General features: G+C 36.1%; 12 protein-coding genes. 11 read left to right on the top strand and 1 reads right to left on the bottom strand.

Going from position 1 to position 21,368, the window contains the following annotated elements; all coding sequences use genetic code 11:
• The first annotated feature begins 46 nt into the window (after positions 1-46).
• A complete protein-coding gene (locus LV89_RS15150) occupies positions 47-2,752 on the top strand; it encodes an alpha-L-rhamnosidase (RefSeq protein ID WP_109743760.1) in 2,706 nt (901 codons plus the stop codon).
• Positions 2,753-2,760: 8 nt separating this feature from the next.
• Here the strand turns inward: LV89_RS15150 and LV89_RS15145 are convergent, their stop codons facing one another.
• Positions 2,761-3,630: an AraC family transcriptional regulator gene (locus tag LV89_RS15145; RefSeq protein WP_109743759.1), complete on the bottom strand. Its 870-nt coding sequence runs from the start codon at positions 3,628-3,630 to the stop codon at positions 2,761-2,763.
• 193 nt (positions 3,631-3,823) lie between these two features.
• Between LV89_RS15145 and LV89_RS15140 the strand changes: the two genes are divergently transcribed.
• The 10 genes from LV89_RS15140 to LV89_RS15095 all read left to right on the top strand — a co-directional run bounded on the left by LV89_RS15140 (position 3,824) and on the right by LV89_RS15095 (position 21,344).
• The gene (locus LV89_RS15140; protein WP_229201528.1) at positions 3,824-4,636 is read left to right on the top strand and encodes a sugar phosphate isomerase/epimerase family protein; all 813 of its coding nucleotides are present in this window, start codon (positions 3,824-3,826) and stop codon (positions 4,634-4,636) included.
• Positions 4,637-4,641: 5 nt separating this feature from the next.
• On the top strand, positions 4,642-5,766 hold the full coding sequence (locus LV89_RS15135; RefSeq protein WP_109743757.1) for a Gfo/Idh/MocA family protein: 1,125 nt from the start codon (positions 4,642-4,644) through the stop codon (positions 5,764-5,766).
• A 122-nt stretch (positions 5,767-5,888) separates the two neighbouring features.
• Entirely contained in the window at positions 5,889-9,551 is a 3,663-nt protein-coding gene (locus tag LV89_RS15130; RefSeq protein WP_109743756.1) for a PVC-type heme-binding CxxCH protein, read from the top strand.
• A gap of 133 nt (positions 9,552-9,684) precedes the next feature.
• Complete coding sequence (locus LV89_RS15125; RefSeq protein WP_109743755.1) at positions 9,685-10,749, top strand: sensor histidine kinase; 1,065 nt, start codon at positions 9,685-9,687, stop codon at positions 10,747-10,749.
• Positions 10,739-11,437, top strand: a complete 699-nt coding sequence (locus tag LV89_RS15120; protein ID WP_109743754.1) for a LytR/AlgR family response regulator transcription factor — start codon at positions 10,739-10,741, stop codon at positions 11,435-11,437. The genes LV89_RS15125 and LV89_RS15120 overlap by 11 nt, the downstream gene beginning before the upstream one ends.
• A 361-nt stretch (positions 11,438-11,798) precedes the next feature.
• Positions 11,799-14,423, top strand: a complete 2,625-nt coding sequence (locus LV89_RS15115; protein WP_109743753.1) for a TonB-dependent receptor — start codon at positions 11,799-11,801, stop codon at positions 14,421-14,423.
• 360 nt (positions 14,424-14,783) lie between these two features.
• The gene (locus LV89_RS15110) at positions 14,784-15,350 is read left to right on the top strand and encodes an RNA polymerase sigma factor (protein ID WP_109743752.1); all 567 of its coding nucleotides are present in this window, start codon (positions 14,784-14,786) and stop codon (positions 15,348-15,350) included.
• Between the two features lie 180 nt (positions 15,351-15,530).
• Complete coding sequence (locus LV89_RS15105) at positions 15,531-16,601, top strand: FecR family protein (protein WP_109743751.1); 1,071 nt, start codon at positions 15,531-15,533, stop codon at positions 16,599-16,601.
• A gap of 320 nt (positions 16,602-16,921) precedes the next feature.
• Positions 16,922-20,131, top strand: a complete 3,210-nt coding sequence (locus LV89_RS15100) for a TonB-dependent receptor domain-containing protein (RefSeq protein ID WP_109743750.1) — start codon at positions 16,922-16,924, stop codon at positions 20,129-20,131.
• Positions 20,132-20,432: 301 nt separating this feature from the next.
• Complete coding sequence (locus LV89_RS15095) at positions 20,433-21,344, top strand: alpha/beta hydrolase (RefSeq protein ID WP_109743749.1); 912 nt, start codon at positions 20,433-20,435, stop codon at positions 21,342-21,344.
• The last annotated feature ends 24 nt before the right edge of the window (positions 21,345-21,368 follow it).

The following is a 21,368-nucleotide window of genomic DNA, read 5'->3' as shown; positions in this document are numbered from 1 at the left end:
TATGTAATTTTCTTACACAGAATTTTGACAAATTGACAAACAAACTATGAATCTCAAACCTTTCATTATCTCTTTACTATTTCTTTCATTATCTCTATCCCAAAACAAAAAATCTTGGGGAAATACTCCCTATAAAGTTACGGCTTTAAGAAGTGAGTATTTAACGAATCCGTTGGGAATTGATGCTCATTCGCCACGCTTTACTTGGCAGTTAGCTGATGCACGACAAGGGGCAAAACAAAAGGCATATCAGGTTTTAGTAAATACTGATTCCTCAGCTTTGAGCAAAGGAATAGCGAATGAATGGAATTCTGGTCAAAAAAATATGACTCAAACCTTAGTAAGTTATCAAGGAAAGGCTTTAAAGGCTTTTACTAAATACTTTTGGCGAGTGAAAATTTGGGATAAAGATGGACAAATTGTAGAATCTGAAATAGCCACTTTTGAGACGGGAATGATGAATATGAGTAATTGGCAAGGTGCTTGGATTAGTGATTCAAGAGATGTAAATACAAAACCTGCTCCGTATTTTAGAAAGAGTTTTCAGAACAATAAAAAAATCGTTTCGGCACGTGCTTACATTGCCGTGGCGGGTTTGTATGAATTGTATATCAACGGTGAAAAAATCAGCAATCACCGCCTCGACCCAATGTACACTCGTTTTGATAGACGTACTTTGTATGTGACGCACGATGTGACGAAGCAATTGCAAACAGGTAAAAATGCCATTGGCGTACTTTTGGGCAATGGTTGGTACAATCATCAATCGACTGCCGTTTGGTATTTTCATGAAGCTCCTTGGCGTGGTCGTCCCACTTTTTGCATGGATATTCGGGTGAAATATGCCGATGGAACAAGCGAAATAATTGCCACAGGAAAAGATTGGAAAACCGCTTTGAGTCCGATTATTTTCAACAGTATTTATACGGCAGAACATTACGATGCACGACAAGAACAAACCGATTGGAACAAAGCTAATTTTGATGACAAACATTGGAAAGACGTAATTTTCAGAACCGCACCTTCCAACAATATCGTGGCTCAAGCTTTACATCCGATTAGAAATGTAGAAGAGATTCCAAGCAAAAGTTTGAATAAAATCAATGACACCACTTTTGTTTTTGATTTAGGCAGAAACATTTCGGGCGTAAGTAAAATTAACGTTTCTGGAAAAGCAGGTACAGTTTTACGCTTAAAACACGCTGAAAGATTGTACCCCAACGGAAGAGCGGATTTATCGAATATTGATGTGCATTATCGCCCGACAGATGACAAAGACCCATTCCAAACGGACATCATTATACTTTCGGGAAAAGGGGAAGAAAGCTTTATGCCACGTTTCAATTATAAGGGTTTTCAGTATGTTGAAGTAACAAGTTCTCAGCCAATTCAATTGACAAAAGAAAGTCTTTCGGGCTATTTTATGCACAGTGATGTACCTGTGGCGGGAAATGTAAACTCCTCAAATTCAACGATTAATAAAATTTGGTCGGCTACAAATGTTTCTTATTTATCTAATTTATTTGGGTATCCGACCGACTGCCCACAAAGAGAGAAAAACGGTTGGACAGGTGATGCCCATATCGCCAGTGAAACGGGTTTATACAATTTTGACGGCATTACGATTTACGAAAAATGGCTCGCCGACCACCGTGACGAACAACAAGCCAATGGCGTTTTGCCTTCGATTATTCCTACCGACGGTTGGGGTTATGAATGGGGCAATGGACCAGATTGGACAAGTACCATCGCCATTATTCCTTGGAATATCTATTTGTTTTATGGCGATACCAAAATTTTGTCGGACAATTACGAAAACCTTAAACGCTACGTCAATCATATAGAATCTATCAGTCCAAATGGATTAACAACTTGGGGATTAGGCGATTGGGTTCCTGTCAAATCAAAATCTCCCGTAGAATTAACATCTTCCGCTTACTATTTTGTAGATGTCACCATTTTGGCAAAAACGGCAAAATTATTCGGGAAAACCGCCGATTTTGAAAAATACACAGCTTTGGCAGAAAAGATAAAAACCGCTTTTAACAACAAATACTTGAACAAAACAACAGGCATTTACGGAAGCGGATTCCAAACAGAATTGAGCGTTCCACTTTGTTGGAGTTTAGTACCCGATGAATTAAAAGCAAAAGTGGCTGAAAATTTAGCCAAGCGAGTAGAAGCCGACAATAATCATTTGGATGTGGGATTATTGGGTACAAAAGCCATTTTAAATGCTTTAAGTGAAAATGGTTATGCCGATGTAGCGTATAAAATAGCATCACAAGAGACATTTCCTTCTTGGGGTTGGTGGATTGCCAACGGAGCAACTTCACTTTTTGAAAACTGGCCAATTGATGCCAAAAGTGACATTTCGATGAACCATATTATGTTTGGAGAAATTGGGGCTTGGTTGTACAAAGGCATCGGGGGCATCAAACCTGACGAATCACAGGCGGGTTTTAAAAATACCATTTTAGCCCCAAATTTTGTTGAAAACTTGAACGCTTTTGAGGCTTCGCATGATAGTCCACAAGGCAAAATTATTTCATCGTGGAAAAGGGTAGGAGAGAAGATTGTCTATAATATCACAATTCCTGCCAATGCAACGGCAACGGTTTTATTAAACGTAAAAACCAATCAGCATATTCAAAAGCAATATTCAGTAGAGGAAAAGAATATTTCCAATAATCGTAAACAACTAAAAATCAACAAATTAGAATCTGGAACATATCAATTTGAAATTCAATAATGAATCCATTATTTATTATGATGATACTCTTTTTGATAAACTAAAGGTGATTTTCCAACGATATTTTTGAATTGGCGATTAAAATTTGACATCGTATTATAGCCACTTTCATACGCAATTTGGGTAACATTGAGCGTGCCTTCGTGTAGCAATTTACAAGCATGACCAATGCGAATTTCAGCGATAAAATCGAAGAAAGATTTATTGGTTCGGCTCTTGAAATATCTGCAAAAGGCGGCATCACTCATGCTTACTAAAGAAGCTAATTCGCTCAAACGGACTTCTTCTTTAAAGTGTTTCATCACGTAATCATGTACTTTTTGCATTCTTTCCGTTTCTGAAATTTTGTAATTATTTACATAGCCAATACTTGAAATATACTTATAATCAGAGGTTTGAGAAAGTTCATGCAGTAATTGAAGTAATTTCAAAACTCTATCAAAGCCTTCTAATTTATTAAGAGCCAATAAACCATTTCTGATTTTTTCACGCATATCGCCAACAATATCTAAACCTCGAAGGCTACTTTGGAACAACTGTTTAAGTCGAAACATTTCGGATTTATCGAAGAAGTGATTTCCAAGGAAATCTTCTGTAAAATAAACCACAATACCGTGCGTCATCAGGTTTGAATTTTGCTCAAAATAGGCTTTATCACTTCGCCATAAATGTGGAATATTGGGCCCTAAAAAAACGGTATCACCGACTTCAAAATGTTGAATATTATCGCCAATAAAACGAGTGCCATCTCCTTCAAAAACTGTAAATAACTGATAATGAGGATGAAAATGCCAACTTGAATCAAAGTGAGTTTCTCGCAATTCTTGTACGGCAAAAGAATATACCTGACTTTCAAGCGACTTTTTGAGCAGTTTCATATTATCTGATTTCTGTGTTCATTCATTATTTAAAAACTCAAACATACCTATTTTTGCCATTTTTCAAACAAATATATTCATTATTATCAAAATACAGTCAATGGTAGTAAAAACACGCACATTTTATATGATTTTTTTAGGATAAAATTGCATCATAATTCAGACTAACAAATACGAAAGAATGACCTACGGAATGAACCTGCTTTTGTGGGGAACAGAAATAAATGAAAGCCTTTTTCCCGTTTTGGAGCAAATTAAGGCAATGGGATTTGATGGCGTTGAAGTACCAATTTTCGATACAAATCCAGAAAATTGGTATGCTTGGCGTAAAAAATTAGATGAATTAGGTCTGAAACGCATTGCAGTAACCATTTGCGGAGCAGATTTTAACCAAATCAGTCCAGATGAATCTATGCGAAAAGCTACGCTCGAACGCAATAAAAGAGCGGTTGACTGTGCCATGATTTTGGGGGCTGATTTACTCACAGGCCCTTATCATTCAGCACTTTGTCATTTTACAGGAAAACCTGCCACCCAACAAGAATGGGATTGGGCAGTAGAAAATCTGCGAGAATTATCCCAATACGCCGATGACATGGGAATTACCTTAGGCTTGGAATATTTGAACCGTTTTGAGAGCTATTTGGTGTCTTCGGCGGATGAATTATTGAAATTGATTGAAGACGTAAATCATCCTGCTTGTAAAATTATGTTCGATACTTTTCATGCCAATATCGAAGAAAAAAGTTTGGGCGATGCCATCCGAAAATTAGCCAAACATTTGGTTCACGTACAAGTATCTGAAAATGACCGCAGTACCGTTGGCAAAGGAAATGTGAATTGGGACGATGTTTTCAAAGCCCTAAAAGACATCAATTATGACGGTTGGTTATCAATTGAAGCCTTTTCTGAAAAATTAGCCGTAGCCAATATCTGGCGAAAAATGTTCGATTCGGAAGAACAATTAATGAAAGAAAGTTTAGCATTTTTAAAAAATCACGCATAAAAATCATGTCAAAACAAATCAACATTGCCATTGTAGGCTTGGGATTCGGAGCTGAATTTATTCCTATTTATCAACTTCATCCACAAGCAAATATGTACGCTATTTGTCAGCGTAATGTCGAAAAATTGAATGCCATTGGCGACACATTTGGCATTGAAAAACGATATTCTGATTATGACGAATTGCTGAAAGACCCAAATATTGATGCTGTTCATATTAATTCACCGATTCCAAATCACGCTGAACAGAGTTTAAAGGCACTTTATGCAGGAAAACACGTAGCGTGTACCGTTCCAATGGCGACTTCGGTTGAAGATTGTAAGGCTATTGTGAAGGCTTGCAAAGAAACGGGCAAAAAATATATGATGATGGAAACGGTTGTATATGCTCGTGAATTTTTATTCGTGAAAGAACTTTACGAAAAAGGAGAACTTGGCAAAGTACAATTTTTAAAAGCCTCTCACCAACAAGATATGGACGGCTGGCCTGACTATTGGCCTGGACTTCCACCGATGCACTACGCTACGCATTGCGTTGGGCCTGTGGCAGGTTTATTGAAATTAGAAGCCGAATATATTTCATGTTTTGGTTCGGGAACAATCAGAAAAGAATTAGCCGATATTCATAATTCGCCTTTTGCCGTTGAATCTGCCCATATTAAATTTAAAGATAGCGATTTGAGTGCTTACGTATATCGTTCATTATTTGATGTGGCTCGTCAATATCGTGAAAGTTTTGAGGTTTATGGTTCTAAAAAATCGTTTGAATGGGCGTTAATTGAAAACGAACCTAACGTAATTCATACCGCTAAAAAACCAGAACACGAAATTCCAGAAAAAGTGGAAACCCCTGATTACGCTCATTTATTACCAAAAGAAATTCAATCTTTTACAGGAAAAGGAGTGTATGATTCAGACGAAAATACGCATTTAAGTTTTGCCCAAGGTGGCGGACATGGCGGTTCGCACCCACATTTGGCACATGAATTTATTTCGGCTCTGATTGAAGACCGTGACCCATTCCCGAATGCTGTACAATCTGCCAATTGGACGTCAGTGGGTATTTTAGCACATGAATCAGCGATGGAAGGCGGGAAAATTATGTATTTGCCAGATTTTAATGTCGTGTAGTAACACAGACTTCAGTCTGTAAATACTCAAATCAGTTTGCATTTTTCAAACCACCATAGACTTCAATTTGTTTGTTTTCATTGACAGACTGAAGTCTGTGTTACCTAAAATTTCATCAAATCATGAAAAAGTTTTTGGTAGTTATATTGATTCTTTTCGTCCAATATACTTATGCTCAACGACGATTAGAAATCCTTTTTTTAGGTGATAATGGGCATCATAAACCCATTGAACGAGTGCCATCAATTATGTCAGCCTTGGGCAACAAGGGCATAAATATTACCTACACCGATAAATTAGAAGATATTAACAGTCAAAACCTTGCCAAATATGATGCTTTGATGATTTTTGCCAATTGGGATAATATCACGCCCAATGCCGAAAAAGCATTGCTTGATTATGTGTCATCAGGAAAAGGAATTTTACCGATTCACTGTGCTTCATATTGTTTTAGAAATTCACCCGAATATGTAAAAATGGTCGGCGGACAATTTTGGCGTCATCGTATGGACACTATCCAAGCGAATATTGTTCAACCTAATCATATCATTATGAAGGGTTTGGGTAAGATAAAAACCTACGACGAAACTTATTTGCACAGTCAATTACAAGCAGACAATAATGTTTTGATGGTGCGTGAAATTAAGGCAGACCAAGCCAAAGACCGTCCAGAAGCTAAAACTGAGCCTTATACTTGGACACGTTCTTATGGAAAAGGGCGAGTTTTTTATACCGCATACGGACATGATGAAAGAACTTGGAATGATGATAATTTTCAGAAATTACTTGAAAATGGAATTATTTGGGCAGTAAACGATGAAGCAAGAGCAGCTCATGCGGCACTCAATCCCAAGCCATTTGAATATCGTGAGGCAAAATTGCCCAACTACGAAAAACGGGCAGGCGTTCAAGTGCAACAATTACCGCTTTCGCCCGAAGAATCGCTGAAACATATTCAAGTTCCTGCTGATTTTACTTTGGATATTTTTGCCGCTGAACCAAACGTTATGCACCCCATTGCAATGGATTGGGACGAAAAAGGACGTTTGTACGTATTGATTACCAAAGATTATCCCAACGAACGTAAAAATACAGGCGGTAGCGACTATATTTTGCTTTGCGAAGACACTAATAAAGACGGAAAAGCCGATAAATTCACCCGTTTTGCAGAAGGTTTGAGTATTCCGACGGGAATGGTTTTTGCCAATGGCGGGCTAATTGTTTCGCAAGCTCCCGACATGGTTTTTTTGAAAGACAATGACGGCGACGATAAAGTTGATGAAAAAAGAACGCTATTTACAGGTTTTGGTATCAACGACACGCACGCTGGCCCTTCAAATCTTCATTATGGATTTGACAATTGGATTTGGGGTTCTGTTGGCTATGCAGGTTTCAACGGAAAAGTTGCCAATGGTGATTCTTTAAAATTTGGACAAGCATTTTTTAGATTTAAATCAGACGGTTCTCAGTTAGAATGGATGACGAGTACCTCAAATAATACGTGGGGAATGGCTTTCAACGAAACTGGCGACGTTTTTGGCTCAACTGCCAACAATTCGCACGGTTGGTATATGGCAATTCCAAACCGTCATTATTTGAATCCGTCTTACAATTTGGATAACGGAAGTCGCAGTATTGATACGCATAAAGACATGAAAACCATTACGCCACGCATTCGTCAGGTAGATGTTTTTGGTGGCTATACGGCAGCAGCAGGGCATAATTTTTATACGGCAAGAAATTTCCCAAAACAGTATTGGAATAAAATTGCCTTCGTTTGTGAGCCAACAGGTCACGTTGTTCACCAAAATGCAATCGTGAAAAAAGGCACAGATTACGAAGATTCAGAAGGATTCAATTTATTAGCAGGAGCTGACGAATGGGTTTCTCCAGTTTTTGCCCAAACAGGTCCAGACGGTGCCGTTTGGATAGCAGATTGGTACAGTTATATTATTCAGCATAACCCAAAACCTGCGGGTTTTACGATGGGTGTTGGAAACGCCTACGAAACCGATTTGCGAGATTATACACACGGCAGAATTTACCGAGTTGGCTATAAGCAATCAGCTAATAATCAAACAATTAGCTTAAATAAAAATCAACCAGAAGGTTTATTGTCTGCACTCAAAAATACCAATATGTTTTGGAGAATGAACGCCCAAAGACTTTTGGTAGAACGTGGGAATAAAGACGTTGTTCCGCAATTGCTTGAAATGTTGAAAGACCAATCTTTGGACGAAACAGGCATAAATCCAACCGTAATTCATGTACTTAGAACTTTGGAAGGATTGGGAGCAATTGAGGGAAATTTATCCGCAATTACTGCCTGTTTGAAACATCCATGTGCGGGCGTTCGTAAAAATGCCGTTCAAGTTTTACCAAGAAATTCGGCTTCTGTTGATATTTTATTGAGTAATAATTTATTGAATGATTCAGAACCTTTGGTGGTTTTAAATACCATTTTGGCTTTGTCTGAAATGCCTTTGACGAATGCTTCAGAAATGGCAATTTTGTCTAAATTAGAAAGTTCAACCGATATTTATGACCGTTGGTTACCCGAAGCATTTTCAATCGCTTTAACCAGTCACGACCGTAAATTATTGAAAATTCAATTACAGAATGCGATTAAAAAGGCTTCAAATTTGCCAAAAACGACAGAAGAAACGCCCATGATGAACCATGACCACCATGCTATGACACATCCTGCGAAAACTTCTACCGAAAAACTAATTGTTGCTCAATTTCCTGATTTAGTCATTACAAATATTAGAACAGAACCTGCCAATCCTGCCGTTCGTGATAATGTTTTTATCTATATCGAACTAAAAAATCAAGGGAAAGCAATTCCCGCAGGAACGATTATTCCTTTAGATATTCGCCTTGAAGGCATGAATCGCAAAATAAACTTAGTCGGTAAACCTCACGAAGACGGTATTCAATCAGGTGAAACGGTTACTATTTCTAAAGTTTCAAATGGAACATGGACAAGCGACTTGAAATATTTATCAGATATTGCAGGTACTTATAATTTGTCGGTTGAAGTAGATAAAAGCAACGGCATCAAAGAAAGCAATGAAACCAATAATTCATTCAAGTATCAATTAGTTTTCGATGCTCCAAAATCAATGGTGAATTTTGCCTTAGAAAAAGCCGTTCGCAGTTATACTTCTACTGCCCCTATCGACTCTGTTTTAGCTATTTTAAAGCAAGCACAATCTTTGGATATTTTAGGTAAAAATGCTTTAATTAAAGGCGTAGTTGATGGCTGGAATCCGAATAAAAAAGCAAACTTAACTACTGAAAATAAAGCCTTTATCGCAAAATTATCATCAGAAGTTTCTGCGGATAGCAAAACAAGATTAACTCGTTTGGTGCAAACTTGGGAAGGCAATTTACCCAATGCCAACGCACAAGTTATTGTGCTGAAAACCATTCCAGAAGCCATGAAATATTCGTTAAAAGAATTTACCGTAACGGCAGGAAAAAACGTAGAAATCAGATTTGAAAACCCCGACGCCATGCAACATAATTTGGTTATCGGAAAACCAAAAAGCCTTGAAATCATCGGGAATGCAGCCAATAAAATGATTACGCAAAAAGATGCTGCCGAAAAAGGGTACGTTCCTGCCATTCCGCAAGTGTTGTTTTCATCACCTTTGGTCAATCCAAATGAAACATATCGATTACGCTTTACCGCTCCAACACAAACAGGAAATTACCCATTTGTATGTACTTTTCCAGGGCATTGGAGCATCATGAATGGCGTAATGAAAGTCGTTAAATAACCCATCTAAACAATTAACTATGTCAACCTCACAGGTTTTTCATTCGTGAAAAATTTTGTGGGGTTGTTTTTTTGTTTGAGTATCATAAAAGAATTAACGATACATTTGTCATAAATTCTCAAAAAATAGTACGATGGGGCAAAAACAAAATACAATCTTCTCGCTGACCTTTGTTAAACAGTATTCGTCACATCTTATTACTTGGCTGATATTGTTTCTTTTGCCTTTTATTGGTTATTTATACGAGCCAAAAAAAATCAGCGATTTCAACTTTTACTTCGTCAAAACGCATTTCCTAAATATTCTATTTATCGCCACAAGTTTCTATTTGAATATCAATTTTATCGCTCCAAAGTATTTTTTTGAAAAAAGGCGAATAAAATTTACCATCTTCATTTTTATACTTTTAGCCATTTATATTTTCTTTAATTATCTGACAATCCATTTTAGCCCTTTTGAAGAATTTAAACGATTTGAAGAGCAAAATATCTTTTTCATTCGCTTGGTGATTGGACCAACAATCATGTTTTCATTGTGCATTTTAACAAGTACTATGTTATTCCTTTATGAAGAACAAGCCAAGCAAAAAGAGTTAAATAAACTGATAGAACTCGAAAAAACTGCGGCAGAATTAAGTATGCTGAAGCTGCAAATTAGCCCTCATTTTTTATTCAATACCCTCAATAATATCAGATGGCTAATCAGGAAAAAGTCGGAAATGTCGGAAGAATCGGTCATGAAACTGTCTGAAATTCTACGATATATTTTGTACGAAGTAGAAGGAAATAAAGTGGAATTCAACCGAGAAATGGAGCATTTAAAGAATTTCATCGAATTACAAACACTTCGTTTACCAATTGAAGGAAATGTAATTTTTAATGTAGATGAAAATATCCAAAATTTCTTGATTGAACCTTTACTATTTATACATTTTGTTGAAAACGCCTTTAAATATGGCATTGATAGTAAAAATGCTCCTGACATAACTTTTGAATTTAGAAAAATACCCAAAGGAATCTTGTTTAGCTCGAAAAATAAGATACTTTTGAAAAAAACAATGATTGATAATGAAGGCATTGGCTTGATAAATATTCAGAGAAGATTAGAATTATTGTATCCCAATCGTCACGAACTGATTATCAATACCATAGACGATTTTTTTGAGATAAAACTGAAACTTATTTTAGATGAAAATTAGGTGTATTCTAATAGACGACGAGCCTTTTGCTTTAAATATTTTGGAAGATGATTTATTGGACTTTGCCAATGTTGAAATTCTTGAAAAATTTAATAGCCCTTTGGATGTACCCGATTTTTTGCAAAAAAATGAGGTCGATTTGATATTTTCAGACATTCAAATGCCCGAAATGTTGGGTACTCAGTTTATAAAAAACTTAGAAAAACCTCCGTTGGTTATTTTTACGACGGCTTTTCATCAATACGCTTTAGAGGGTTTTGAATTAAATGCCGTTGATTATTTAATGAAACCCATTCGTAAAGAAAGATTAGCGACTGCCCTCAAAAAAGTAGAAGACCAACTTACGCTTCGAGAAAAACTGAACGAAGAAAATGAAGAGAACTATATTTTAATTAACGTTGAATATCAGAAGGTTAAGTTGCTTTTCAATGAAATTATTTACATCGAAGGACTCAAAGATTATGTCAAAATTTACTTAACAGACAGAGTTCATCCTTTAATGACTCGTAGCAATTTGAGAGGAATGGAAACCAAATTGCCCGAAAAATATTTTACTCGAATCCACAACTCATACATTATCAATAAACAAAAAATCACAGGTTTTCACCAATCTAAAGTTTCACTTTCAACAGTCGAGCTACCCGTCGGCAAAAAATACGTAGCCAGTATAAAAACGCTTGCAGAATAGTTTATTAGTTATTGGTTATTGGAAATTAGCTTTCCCCGAAATAAATTTCGGGGCTATAAAATCTCCCGAGCCTACGGCTCTTTTTAGGGTAAGTTTGAAAGTACCAAAGTAGAATTCATTATTGGTGAATTGGTAATTGACAAAATCATAAAAGCCCCATTTCTCACAATCGTCAATCGTAATTCTTAAATCGTAATTCTTTCTAAATTTCTACACATTTCCTTCCCTAAATTCTCACAGATATACACTTGCTATTCATTGCTATACAAATGGTTGATAGTGTCAATCTTCTGTTACAACTTTGACCTAAGTTTTTGATTCGGGTAATCAATGGACTTCGTTCAATTAAAATTAATACAAAATGAAACTCTTATTATCAGCATTATTGGCGGCATTTATTTCACTCACGAGTGTTGCCCAAATGCCTTTTGGAACACCTGCAAAAGGTGCAAAAGCCCCTGAAATGAACTTCGGGAAAATTATTGGAAAAATAGTTGATGAACAAGGAAAACCTGTTGAGTTTGCCTCTGTGGTGCTTTTAAAAACGGTTCAAGATACGGCTACAAAACAAAATAAAGATATTTTAGTAAAAGCGGTACAAGGTGAAATGAATGGCGAATTTAGCATGAAAGATTTGCCTGTAATGGGACGCTTAAAACTAAAAATTAGCTCGGTAGGTTATAAAACACTTGAAATGCCAATTGCTTTTCAATTTCCTAAAATGGATGGAAGTTTTGCTCCACCTAAACCCGGTCAACAACCTGACCCCGCTATGATTGCCAAATTTATGGCAGGTTTCGAGAAAGATTTAGGGAAACTTAAACTTGAAAATGATAATAAGGTTTTAGATGCCGTTGTGGTTACGGCAACTAAAGCTTTGGTTGAGATGGATATTGACAAAAAGACATTTAACGTTGATAAAAATATTGTAACTGCGGGCGGAACAGCCGTTGATGTGATGCGAAATATTCCGTCGGTACAAGTGGATATTGATGGAAATGTGAAAGTTAGAAATGCCGCTCCAACACTTTTTATTGATGGCAGACCAACCACGCTTTCGTTAGACCAAATTCCTGCGGATGTGATTGAAAAAGTGGAAGTAATTACCAATCCTTCAGCCAAATATGACGCTTCTGGCAGTATGGCGGGCATTATCAACGTGGTTTTGAAGAAAAATAAACGCAATGGTTATAACGGATTTGTCAATGCAGGAGCTGACCGTTTCGGTGGTTCAAATTTAATGGGAAGCTTTAATCTTCAACAGAAAAAAGTAAATCTTTCATTGATGTTGATGAACTTCAACATGAGAAATAATACTAACGGATACAGCGAAAGAACAAGTACCATTGGGGGCATTAATTCTAATGTTTACCAAGATATTGAAAGCAAAACGAAAGGCTCAATGGTATTTTCAAGATTGGGTTTAGACTATAATTTGACGAATAAAACGAGTTTCTCCATTGCGGGAATTTTAGGAAGTGGGCAATTTTCACCTTCTGAAGACATTGATATTAAAAATACTACCAGTGGCTTTACCAGTTATAGCAACCGTATTTCTTCGTCAGAACGTAGTTTTAAACCAAGAGGTGGACAAATGGGTTTTAAACATTCATTTGCCAAAGCAGGAGAAGAACTAACCGTTGACTTGACCTATTTTGGAGGCACAAACAAAAATGATGGTTTGTATTCAACCAATTATCTGAATGGAACGCAAATTACGGGAACACAAATTCAGAAAAATATCGGTTCGGGAGATAATAAATTTATGACTTTCCAGACTGATTATGTGAAGCCTTTAAAAAATGAAGTTACGCTTGAAACGGGGCTTAGATTTCAGTTAAACGAATTATCAAACATCAATGATAATAGCCTGAAAGCCGTAGGAAGCGACACTTACAAAAATATTACTTCGGCATCTACCAATTATGAAAGTAAAAATAACGTGTATGCCGCCTATATTTCGCTGGCAGGAAAAGTGAAAAAATTGTTTTCGTACAAAGTTGGTTTGAGAGGAGAAAGTTCTGCTTATGATGGAAAATTATTGAATACTGGCGAAAAATTCAGCAACCGTTATCCTATCAGTTTGTTCCCTTCGGTGTTTTTGAGCAAAAATTTAACACAAAGCGACCAAATCCAATTGAGCGTAACACGTAGAGTAAATCGTCCGAATTTCTTTCAAATAATTCCTTTTGTTGATTATAGCGATAGCTTAAATATTACTCGTGGAAATGCTGATTTAGTACCAGAATTTACCACTTCAAGTGAGTTCTCTTATAGCAAAACCAAAGGTTCGGCAACATTTTTAACGTCTGTATATTACAAGCATACAAACAATTTGATTACCAGATATTTGAATCAAGAAGTTAATCCAATTAGTGGCAAACTTGACCTTATCAATACGTATATCAACGCCAATTCGAGTATTAATTACGGTGCTGAATTTACTTACACCAATAAAATCGTAAAATGGTGGGATATTACGGCAAATGTTAACTTTTATAATTCAAAAATTAACATTGACAACATCGATAAAGGTGTTTCAACGGATGCTCTTTGGACAGTTTTCGGGAAATTGAATAACAACATTACACTTCCTAAAAAATGGGTAATCCAAGTTTCTGGCGACTATCAAGGTAAAACCAATTTACCAATAACGCAAAATCAAGGAATGGGCGGACCGCCAATGAACCAAGCTCAAAGTTCATCACAAGGATATATTAAACCTTTTTACGGTTTCGACTTAGCCATTAAAAAGACGTTCTTGAAAAATGATTTAGCCTCACTTACGCTTTCTGTAAATGATATTTTCAAAACCAGAGGAAACACTCAAGTATCAACAGGAGAGGGCTTTACACAAACATATTATAGAATCTCAAACCCTCAAATTGTTCGTTTAAATCTATCGTTCCGTTTTGGAAAAATGGATATGAGTTCACTCAAGAAAAGCAGTAACTCTTCAAATATGGAAGGAATGCAAATGCAATAATTTGAATCGGAACTATCTACAATTTGACGCAGAATAAAATTAGACCACAGATTGTACTGATTTAACAGATTTACACGGAAAAATTAAATAAAAATCAGTATAAATCTGTTTTATCCGTGTTATCTCTGGTCTATCGTTTGTCTGGCGACAAACCCTTTATTGTTCCGTTAAACTTTTAGAGAGCAGGTAAAATCTGCTCTTTTTTTATTTACTAATAAGATAAAAACTGCTGATGAAACAATAGCAAACGATTTTGGTCATCAACTTTTTTACTAATTTTCCATGATAGTACATGAGTGTCAATCAGTAGAAATTGTATTTTTTTGTTGTAAAATAATAAAAAAACCATTTTAGAGTACAATGTTTGAGGTAATTAAAGATATAGAAATTTGGGAATCCTTCAGAAATGGTGACGAAGATGCCTATTCTATACTTTATCGTGAACACGTTGGAGCAATGTACCGATACGGCATGAGTCTTTCGTCGCTTTCAGAGTATTTTGTTTTTGATTGTATCCATGATGTTTTTACTGAAATTTGGGCAAAAAGAGCCACCATTACCACGCCAACAAATATTCGGTCGTACTTACTGAAAGCATTAAAAAACAGAATGCAAAATCAAATTTTGCGTCGAGAAAGTAAGTTTTTGCCTATTAAAGATGGTGAATTTGATGAATTATGGGAAGATTCTGTTTCAGATGAAATGGCGTTTTTCAATAATTATGGTTTTTCAAAAGAAGAATTAGTCAATAAACTTATTGCACAATTACCCCCACGTCAGCAAGAAGCCCTTCGCCTTCGTTTTGTAGAAGAATTGGAATACAGTGAAGTTGCCAATGTCATGAGTATCAATCGTCAGTCTGCTCAAAATTTGGTGGTTAGAGCTGTCGAAAAACTTCGTAAAACTTTCCCTTCGCTTAATTTATAAGCTCGCTTTTTCTTTTACTTACTAATGATGCAAAATCAGGTTATACTTGATTAATTGAGAACCCAACACCTAAATCCTAAGCCCCAATACTCATTTATAACTATTTCAACATTTTTTAAAATTTTAGTGAGTATATATCTTTATACTGCGTGTCTTAACATCAAAGAATAATTTTTCGGAATGGAAAAAGACTATACAAAATATAAAGTATCCGACTTTCTAACTGATGATGAATTTGTGGGGCAACATTTAAACCCTACCAATGAATCAGAAAGTTTTTGGCAAAACTGGCAGTCGTATCACGCTGATACCGAATACTCAGAGGCAGTGAGTATTCTTAAATCAATCTGTTTGGGACTAAACAGTTATGAAAATAATGAAATCACAGAAGACACTAAGTCTTTCATTTTCAATAAAATAAAAGAAACCAATAGAAAGAAAAGCATATTTCAATTTGCCAAATATCCTAAACAATGGTTAGGAGTAGCGGCATCGGTAGTTTTAGTTTGTTTAGCCGTTTTTTTCACCCATAAAACATCGTCGTACAACTCAAATTTAGCTGAACTTAATCAGAAATTTATTGAAAAGGAAAATCAACATAAAGAAGCCATATTGATACATTTACCAGATGGTTCAGCGGTTAAATTAGCTTCAAAAAGTAAAATTTCGTATCCTGCCAATTTTGAAAAAAACAAAAGAGTAGTCATTTTATTAGGAGAAGCCACTTTTGACATTGCCAAAGACGCATCTCGACCATTTTTAGTGTATGCTAATGAAGTAACCACCAAAGTTTTAGGAACACGCTTTAACGTGAAAGCCTATGAAAGCATGAAAGACATTGTGGTTTCGGTGGAAGAAGGGAAAGTGAGCGTCTATAAAAACAAGAAAAAAGCAAGCCATGAAAACGAACTAACAGGCGTAATTTTATTGCCAAATCAGCAAGCCATTTTCGACCGTTCGTCTGACCAATATAATAAAAAACTCATTCAAAAACCGACCATTATCAATGCCAATCCAATGAGTTTTTCTTTTAATGAAACACCCATTCAAGAGGTCTTTAAAAGAATAGAAATTGCCTATGGAATAGACATAGAATTTGATGAAAGTTTGCTACATGGGTGCCAAGTTACGGGAACATTTGATAATGAAAGCCTTTTCCAGAAACTCGACATTATTACAAAAATTATTGGAGGGTCTTATGAAGTAGTGGAAGGGAAAATTTTGATAAACTCAGTCGGCTGTCGAGAATAAGTAGGTGTTGGGATTTAGATGTTAGCATCACAATCAGCTTAACTATCAATGGCTTATGAAAGTCCAAAACGAATTTTAAATTCGGACGATTGATTAAATGAAATTTCAATTAAAAATATAATTTAAAACAAACCTATCAATTACCTTAAAATCTCCGAGGTATGAAATAAATAAAAATCAATCCTATTTTGAAAAAAAGCCAATGGTTGTACCAGAACCATTGGCGAAGAAAGTCCCCAAAAATCAAAACAACCAAAAAATGGTTGGAGGGGATTGTTGTGTTCAAAATTTCTCAAAAATCAAACAAAACAATCAAAAGTATGAAAAAAAAGTATGATTTAATCATCCAATGTATGAAAATTTCGTTGGTACAATTTCTCTTAGCTATCAATTTTGTAGCCATTGGCTTCGCAAAAACTGCCGAAGCTCAAGAGATTCTTAACCGTAAAATTAGTATTGAAGCGAATGACGAAAAATTAAAAAATGTACTCATTCAGATTGAAAAAAACGCTAATGTAAAATTTTTTTATAGCCCACAAGCTATTAAATCTAACCAAAAAGTTTCTGTAAGAAGTTTAAACGAAAGTATTTCAAATACCCTTAATAAACTGTTTGTTCCGCTCAATATAGATTTTCAATTAAGTGGAAATCAGATTATTTTAAAGCAAAAAGAACAAATTGTAAAGCCCATCGAAATCTGGAAAATGAGCGACATGGGTTTAAACTCAAAGCTTTCCGTAAAACAGAATATTACAGGCTTGGTTTTGAACGAAAAAGGGGAGACTTTACCGGGAGTAAGTATTCAAATAAAAGGAACACAACAAGGTACAAGAACAGACGGTAATGGTCAATTTTCAATTGATGTTCCGAGTGAAAACGCAACCTTAGTTTTTTCATTTATCGGTTATGTTTCACAAGAAATAAAAGCAGGAAATCAAACCAATATTAGACTTACTTTAATTGAAGATGTAGCTTCTTTAGACGAAGTAGTGGTAACAGGCGTTTTCGACAAACGTAGCCGAATGGAGTCTTCAGTAGCGATTTCGGTACTTAGTTCAAAGCAATTAGACAGAGTTGCTCCATTAAGTGCGGCTGATTTATTGAAAAATATTCCGGGAGTTTATGTCAATTCTTCATTGGGAGAAATTCGTAATACCGTTTATTCTCGTGGGGTTTCTGTGGGTTCAAACGATGGAGCTTCTGGTTATTATTATATCTCAATGCAAGAAGACGGTTTGCCTGTTACCAATGCCACTTTTGGTAATTATGGCCCTGATTATTACTTGCGTTCAGATGCTACAATGGGTAGATTGGAAGCGGTTCGTGGTGGAACTGCCTCTATTTTAGGCAATAATGCACCTGGGGGAATTTTTAATTATGTGTCAAAAACGGGTGGAAAAGTGTTTTCTGGGGAAGCTCGTGCCAAATACGGTTTAGAAGGAGACGGCATCAATCCATTTTACAGAATTGACGGAAACTTCGGAGGGCCACTCAATAAAGATAAGTCTTTAACTTATAATGTTGGAGGGTTTTTCAGACAAGCTGACGGTGCAAGATACCCAGGTTATCCAATGAATAATGGTGGACAAATTAAAGCTAATATCGTAAAACAATTGAAAGGCGGTTCATTGAAATTTTATGCCAAATACTTGAACGACCATAATGCTTGGTTTGAGTTTTTGCCAACCATTGGTTTTACAGACCCACATTTACCCGCAGGTGTTAGTCAAACAAATTCGGTGTTAATTCCAGCGGTGACGGCAGATGTAAAAATCAACCAAACCAATGAAACCATTCATTACGATTCTCGTGATAAAATCCATTCAAAAGACTTATCACTTGGTTTTAACTTTGACAAAACCTTTGGTAATGGCTGGACTTTCGATAACAAAATGCGTTATTCTGACAAAACATCGATTTGGAATACCACAGCCGTAGCATATCCTTTTGCCGTTGATAATTTCCTTTGGTATGCAGTTTCGGGCAATTTGTTCAACTTTGGTAATTATTCGTTCAAAGATTTAAAATCAGGTACTGAATTAGCCAATGTTACCCATGCTCCCAATATCATTAATGGTAATTTTGCAGGTTTCAATGACGTTGTGAACAAAAGTTCATTACCGGGGGCAACTGTACAAGCAAATTCGGTATTGTTCAATCCGCTTTTTTATCAAAATAATAATATGAAAGAGTTTATTGAACAGTTTTCTTTTACCAAAAGAATCAAGGATATGAGCTTGACATTTGGTGGTTTCTATGCTAATTCAAGTTTGCACCGTCTCAATGGTACAGACGTAGGCGTGATGTATAGCCAATTAACTACCCCTCGCCCAACGGCTACTAATATTTCATATGCTGGTTTTGATGGCAAAACTTACCAATTTACCAATGCAGACGGCGTAGCAGGAGGAAGTGGTAAAAGTGCAGCTTTCAACATTATTGATGCCACACAAGGAAATTTAGCGTTTTTCATGGGTCATAATTGGCAAATTAATGAAAAACTTAATTTAGATTGGGGGCTTCGTTATGAAACGGTAAATGTGGCAGGAACAAACCAAATTGCTACAACTTCTGCCACGACAAATGGCGGAACAGACGGCAATCCATTAACCTTATATGACAATAGCGAAGGTAAAATCACGAGTAAATATAGCTATGATAAAACGGTGAGTACCTTATCGTTTTCAGGTGGTTTAAACTACAAAATCAATGATAATTATGCCGTTTATGGACGTTATTCTAAAGGTAGTAAAGCTCCAGATATGGATATGTATTTGAGTGTGAATACAGATGCAGGTTTGAAATTCTTAGACCCAATTGCTCAAAAGATTCAACAGGTAGAATTAGGTTTCAAAACAAAAACAGACCGTCTTACCTTCTTTGTTACGCCATTTTATAGTTTGTTAAATAATGTGGTAAATCAGCAAACAGGACAGGAAACAGCAGAACTTTCTTCAACTTATGCAACCCCAGTTTTATATAACTCATTTGAAACTAAAGGATTAGAACTTGAAGGAAATTATAATTTCACGAAACAATTTTCTGTAAAAGCAGTGGCTACTTTCCAAAAATCGGTAGCAGTAAATTTCCGTTCTTGGATTTTGAATGGCAATGGAAAAGCGGATGACCAAATCTTGGATTTCTCAGGAAATGAAGCAGGAAACGTACCTCAAACCATGTTCCGTTTATCGCCAACTTATACGGCGGATAAATTATTTGCTTCTTTGGAATGGACATATATGGGAGCAAGACAAGCCAATGTACCCAATGCCTTTAAACTTCCAGACTACACACAAAGCAATTTAACATTAGGTTATACATTCACGAATCAAATTTCGTTACAAGCCAACGTAAATAATGTATTTAATCAAAATGGTGTAATGGGTTGGTCGGCACCGGGTGGTTTCCCTGCTGCTCTCAATAGAGATGGTTTTACCAAAGCAATGCTTGAGGCAAATCCAAATGCGGTGTATTCAACGGTAAGTATTCCTCCAAGAGCATATTTCTTGACTTTTACTTACAAGTTTTAATTTTTACCATTCCCTACAAAAGGACAGAAAATCTGTCCTTTTGTAGGGAAAATATTTCGGAAGTATATACTTAATGTAGCAAAACCTCACCCCCAGCCCCTCTCCGATGGAGAGGGGAGCATTCGGCTCCATTTTCTCCCCTCTCCATCGGAGAGGGGCTGGGGGTGAGGTTTTGTGATATTAAGTACATTATTCCTATATTTTTACAGACTAATCGGGGGGGGCATGAGGACTAATCAATTGAAAACAAACACATTACATATTTAATAATTTATCACCACACATTTATTTTCTCATTATCATGTTTAAAAAACTGTCATTGTGTTTTGTCCTTTTTATCATTTCAGCGAAGAGTTTTGCTCAATTACCAACGGCAAGTCAAATCCATGCTCGCTTACCCAAAGCAACCATTATTCATGGGAATGTTGCCTACAATAATGACACACTCAAAAAGCATTTATTAGACATATATTTGCCCGCTGAAACAAAAGGGAAATTACCGCTTGTTGTTTTTATTCATGGTGGTGGTTGGATTGGCAACGACAAATATGCAGATATGGGTTATATGCCAAATACCGTAGCGGCAATGTTGGAAAATGGTATGGCAGTAGCCTCAATTGATTATCGGTTTGCAACTCAGGCGGTTTTTCCTGCTATTTTACAAGATTGTAACAAAGCGGTTTCTTTCCTTTATGACAATGCTGAAAAATATAATTTAGACAAAAACAGAATTGCCTTAATGGGCTTTTCGGCAGGCGGACACTTGGCTTCATTAATGGGGACTTCCCAAAATAATAAAGTAGATGATTTATATTTTCCTACTTCGTATCGTGCATTCAACTACAAGGCAGTCGTAGATTTTTATGGGCCAACAGATTTGGTTTTATTACCGGGAAATGAAAATGCTAAATCGCCAGAAGGTCTTTTAATTGGAGCCGCTCCATTAGAACGCCCCGATTTAGCAAAAGCAGCAAGCCCAATTACCTACATAGATAAAAACGACCCTCCTTTTTTGATATTTCATGGTGAAAAAGACGAAATTGTATCCAATAAACAATCGAAGTTATTTAGTGCTTGGCTAAAATATCACAAAGTGAAAAATGAATTAACCATCGTGAAAGATGCTCCACATTTTGGAACGATGTACGATGTAGAGGAAATTAGAAACAAAGTGATTCATTTCTTAAAACAGGAACTTAGGAATGGAAATTAAATAAAGTCATAACAATAAGCCCCA

Origin of the sequence: Arcicella aurantiaca, from assembly GCF_003148625.1 — a bacterium.
Lineage (GTDB): Bacteria > Bacteroidota > Bacteroidia > Cytophagales > Spirosomataceae > Arcicella > Arcicella aurantiaca.
This window is presented reverse-complemented; position numbering and strand designations above follow the sequence as displayed.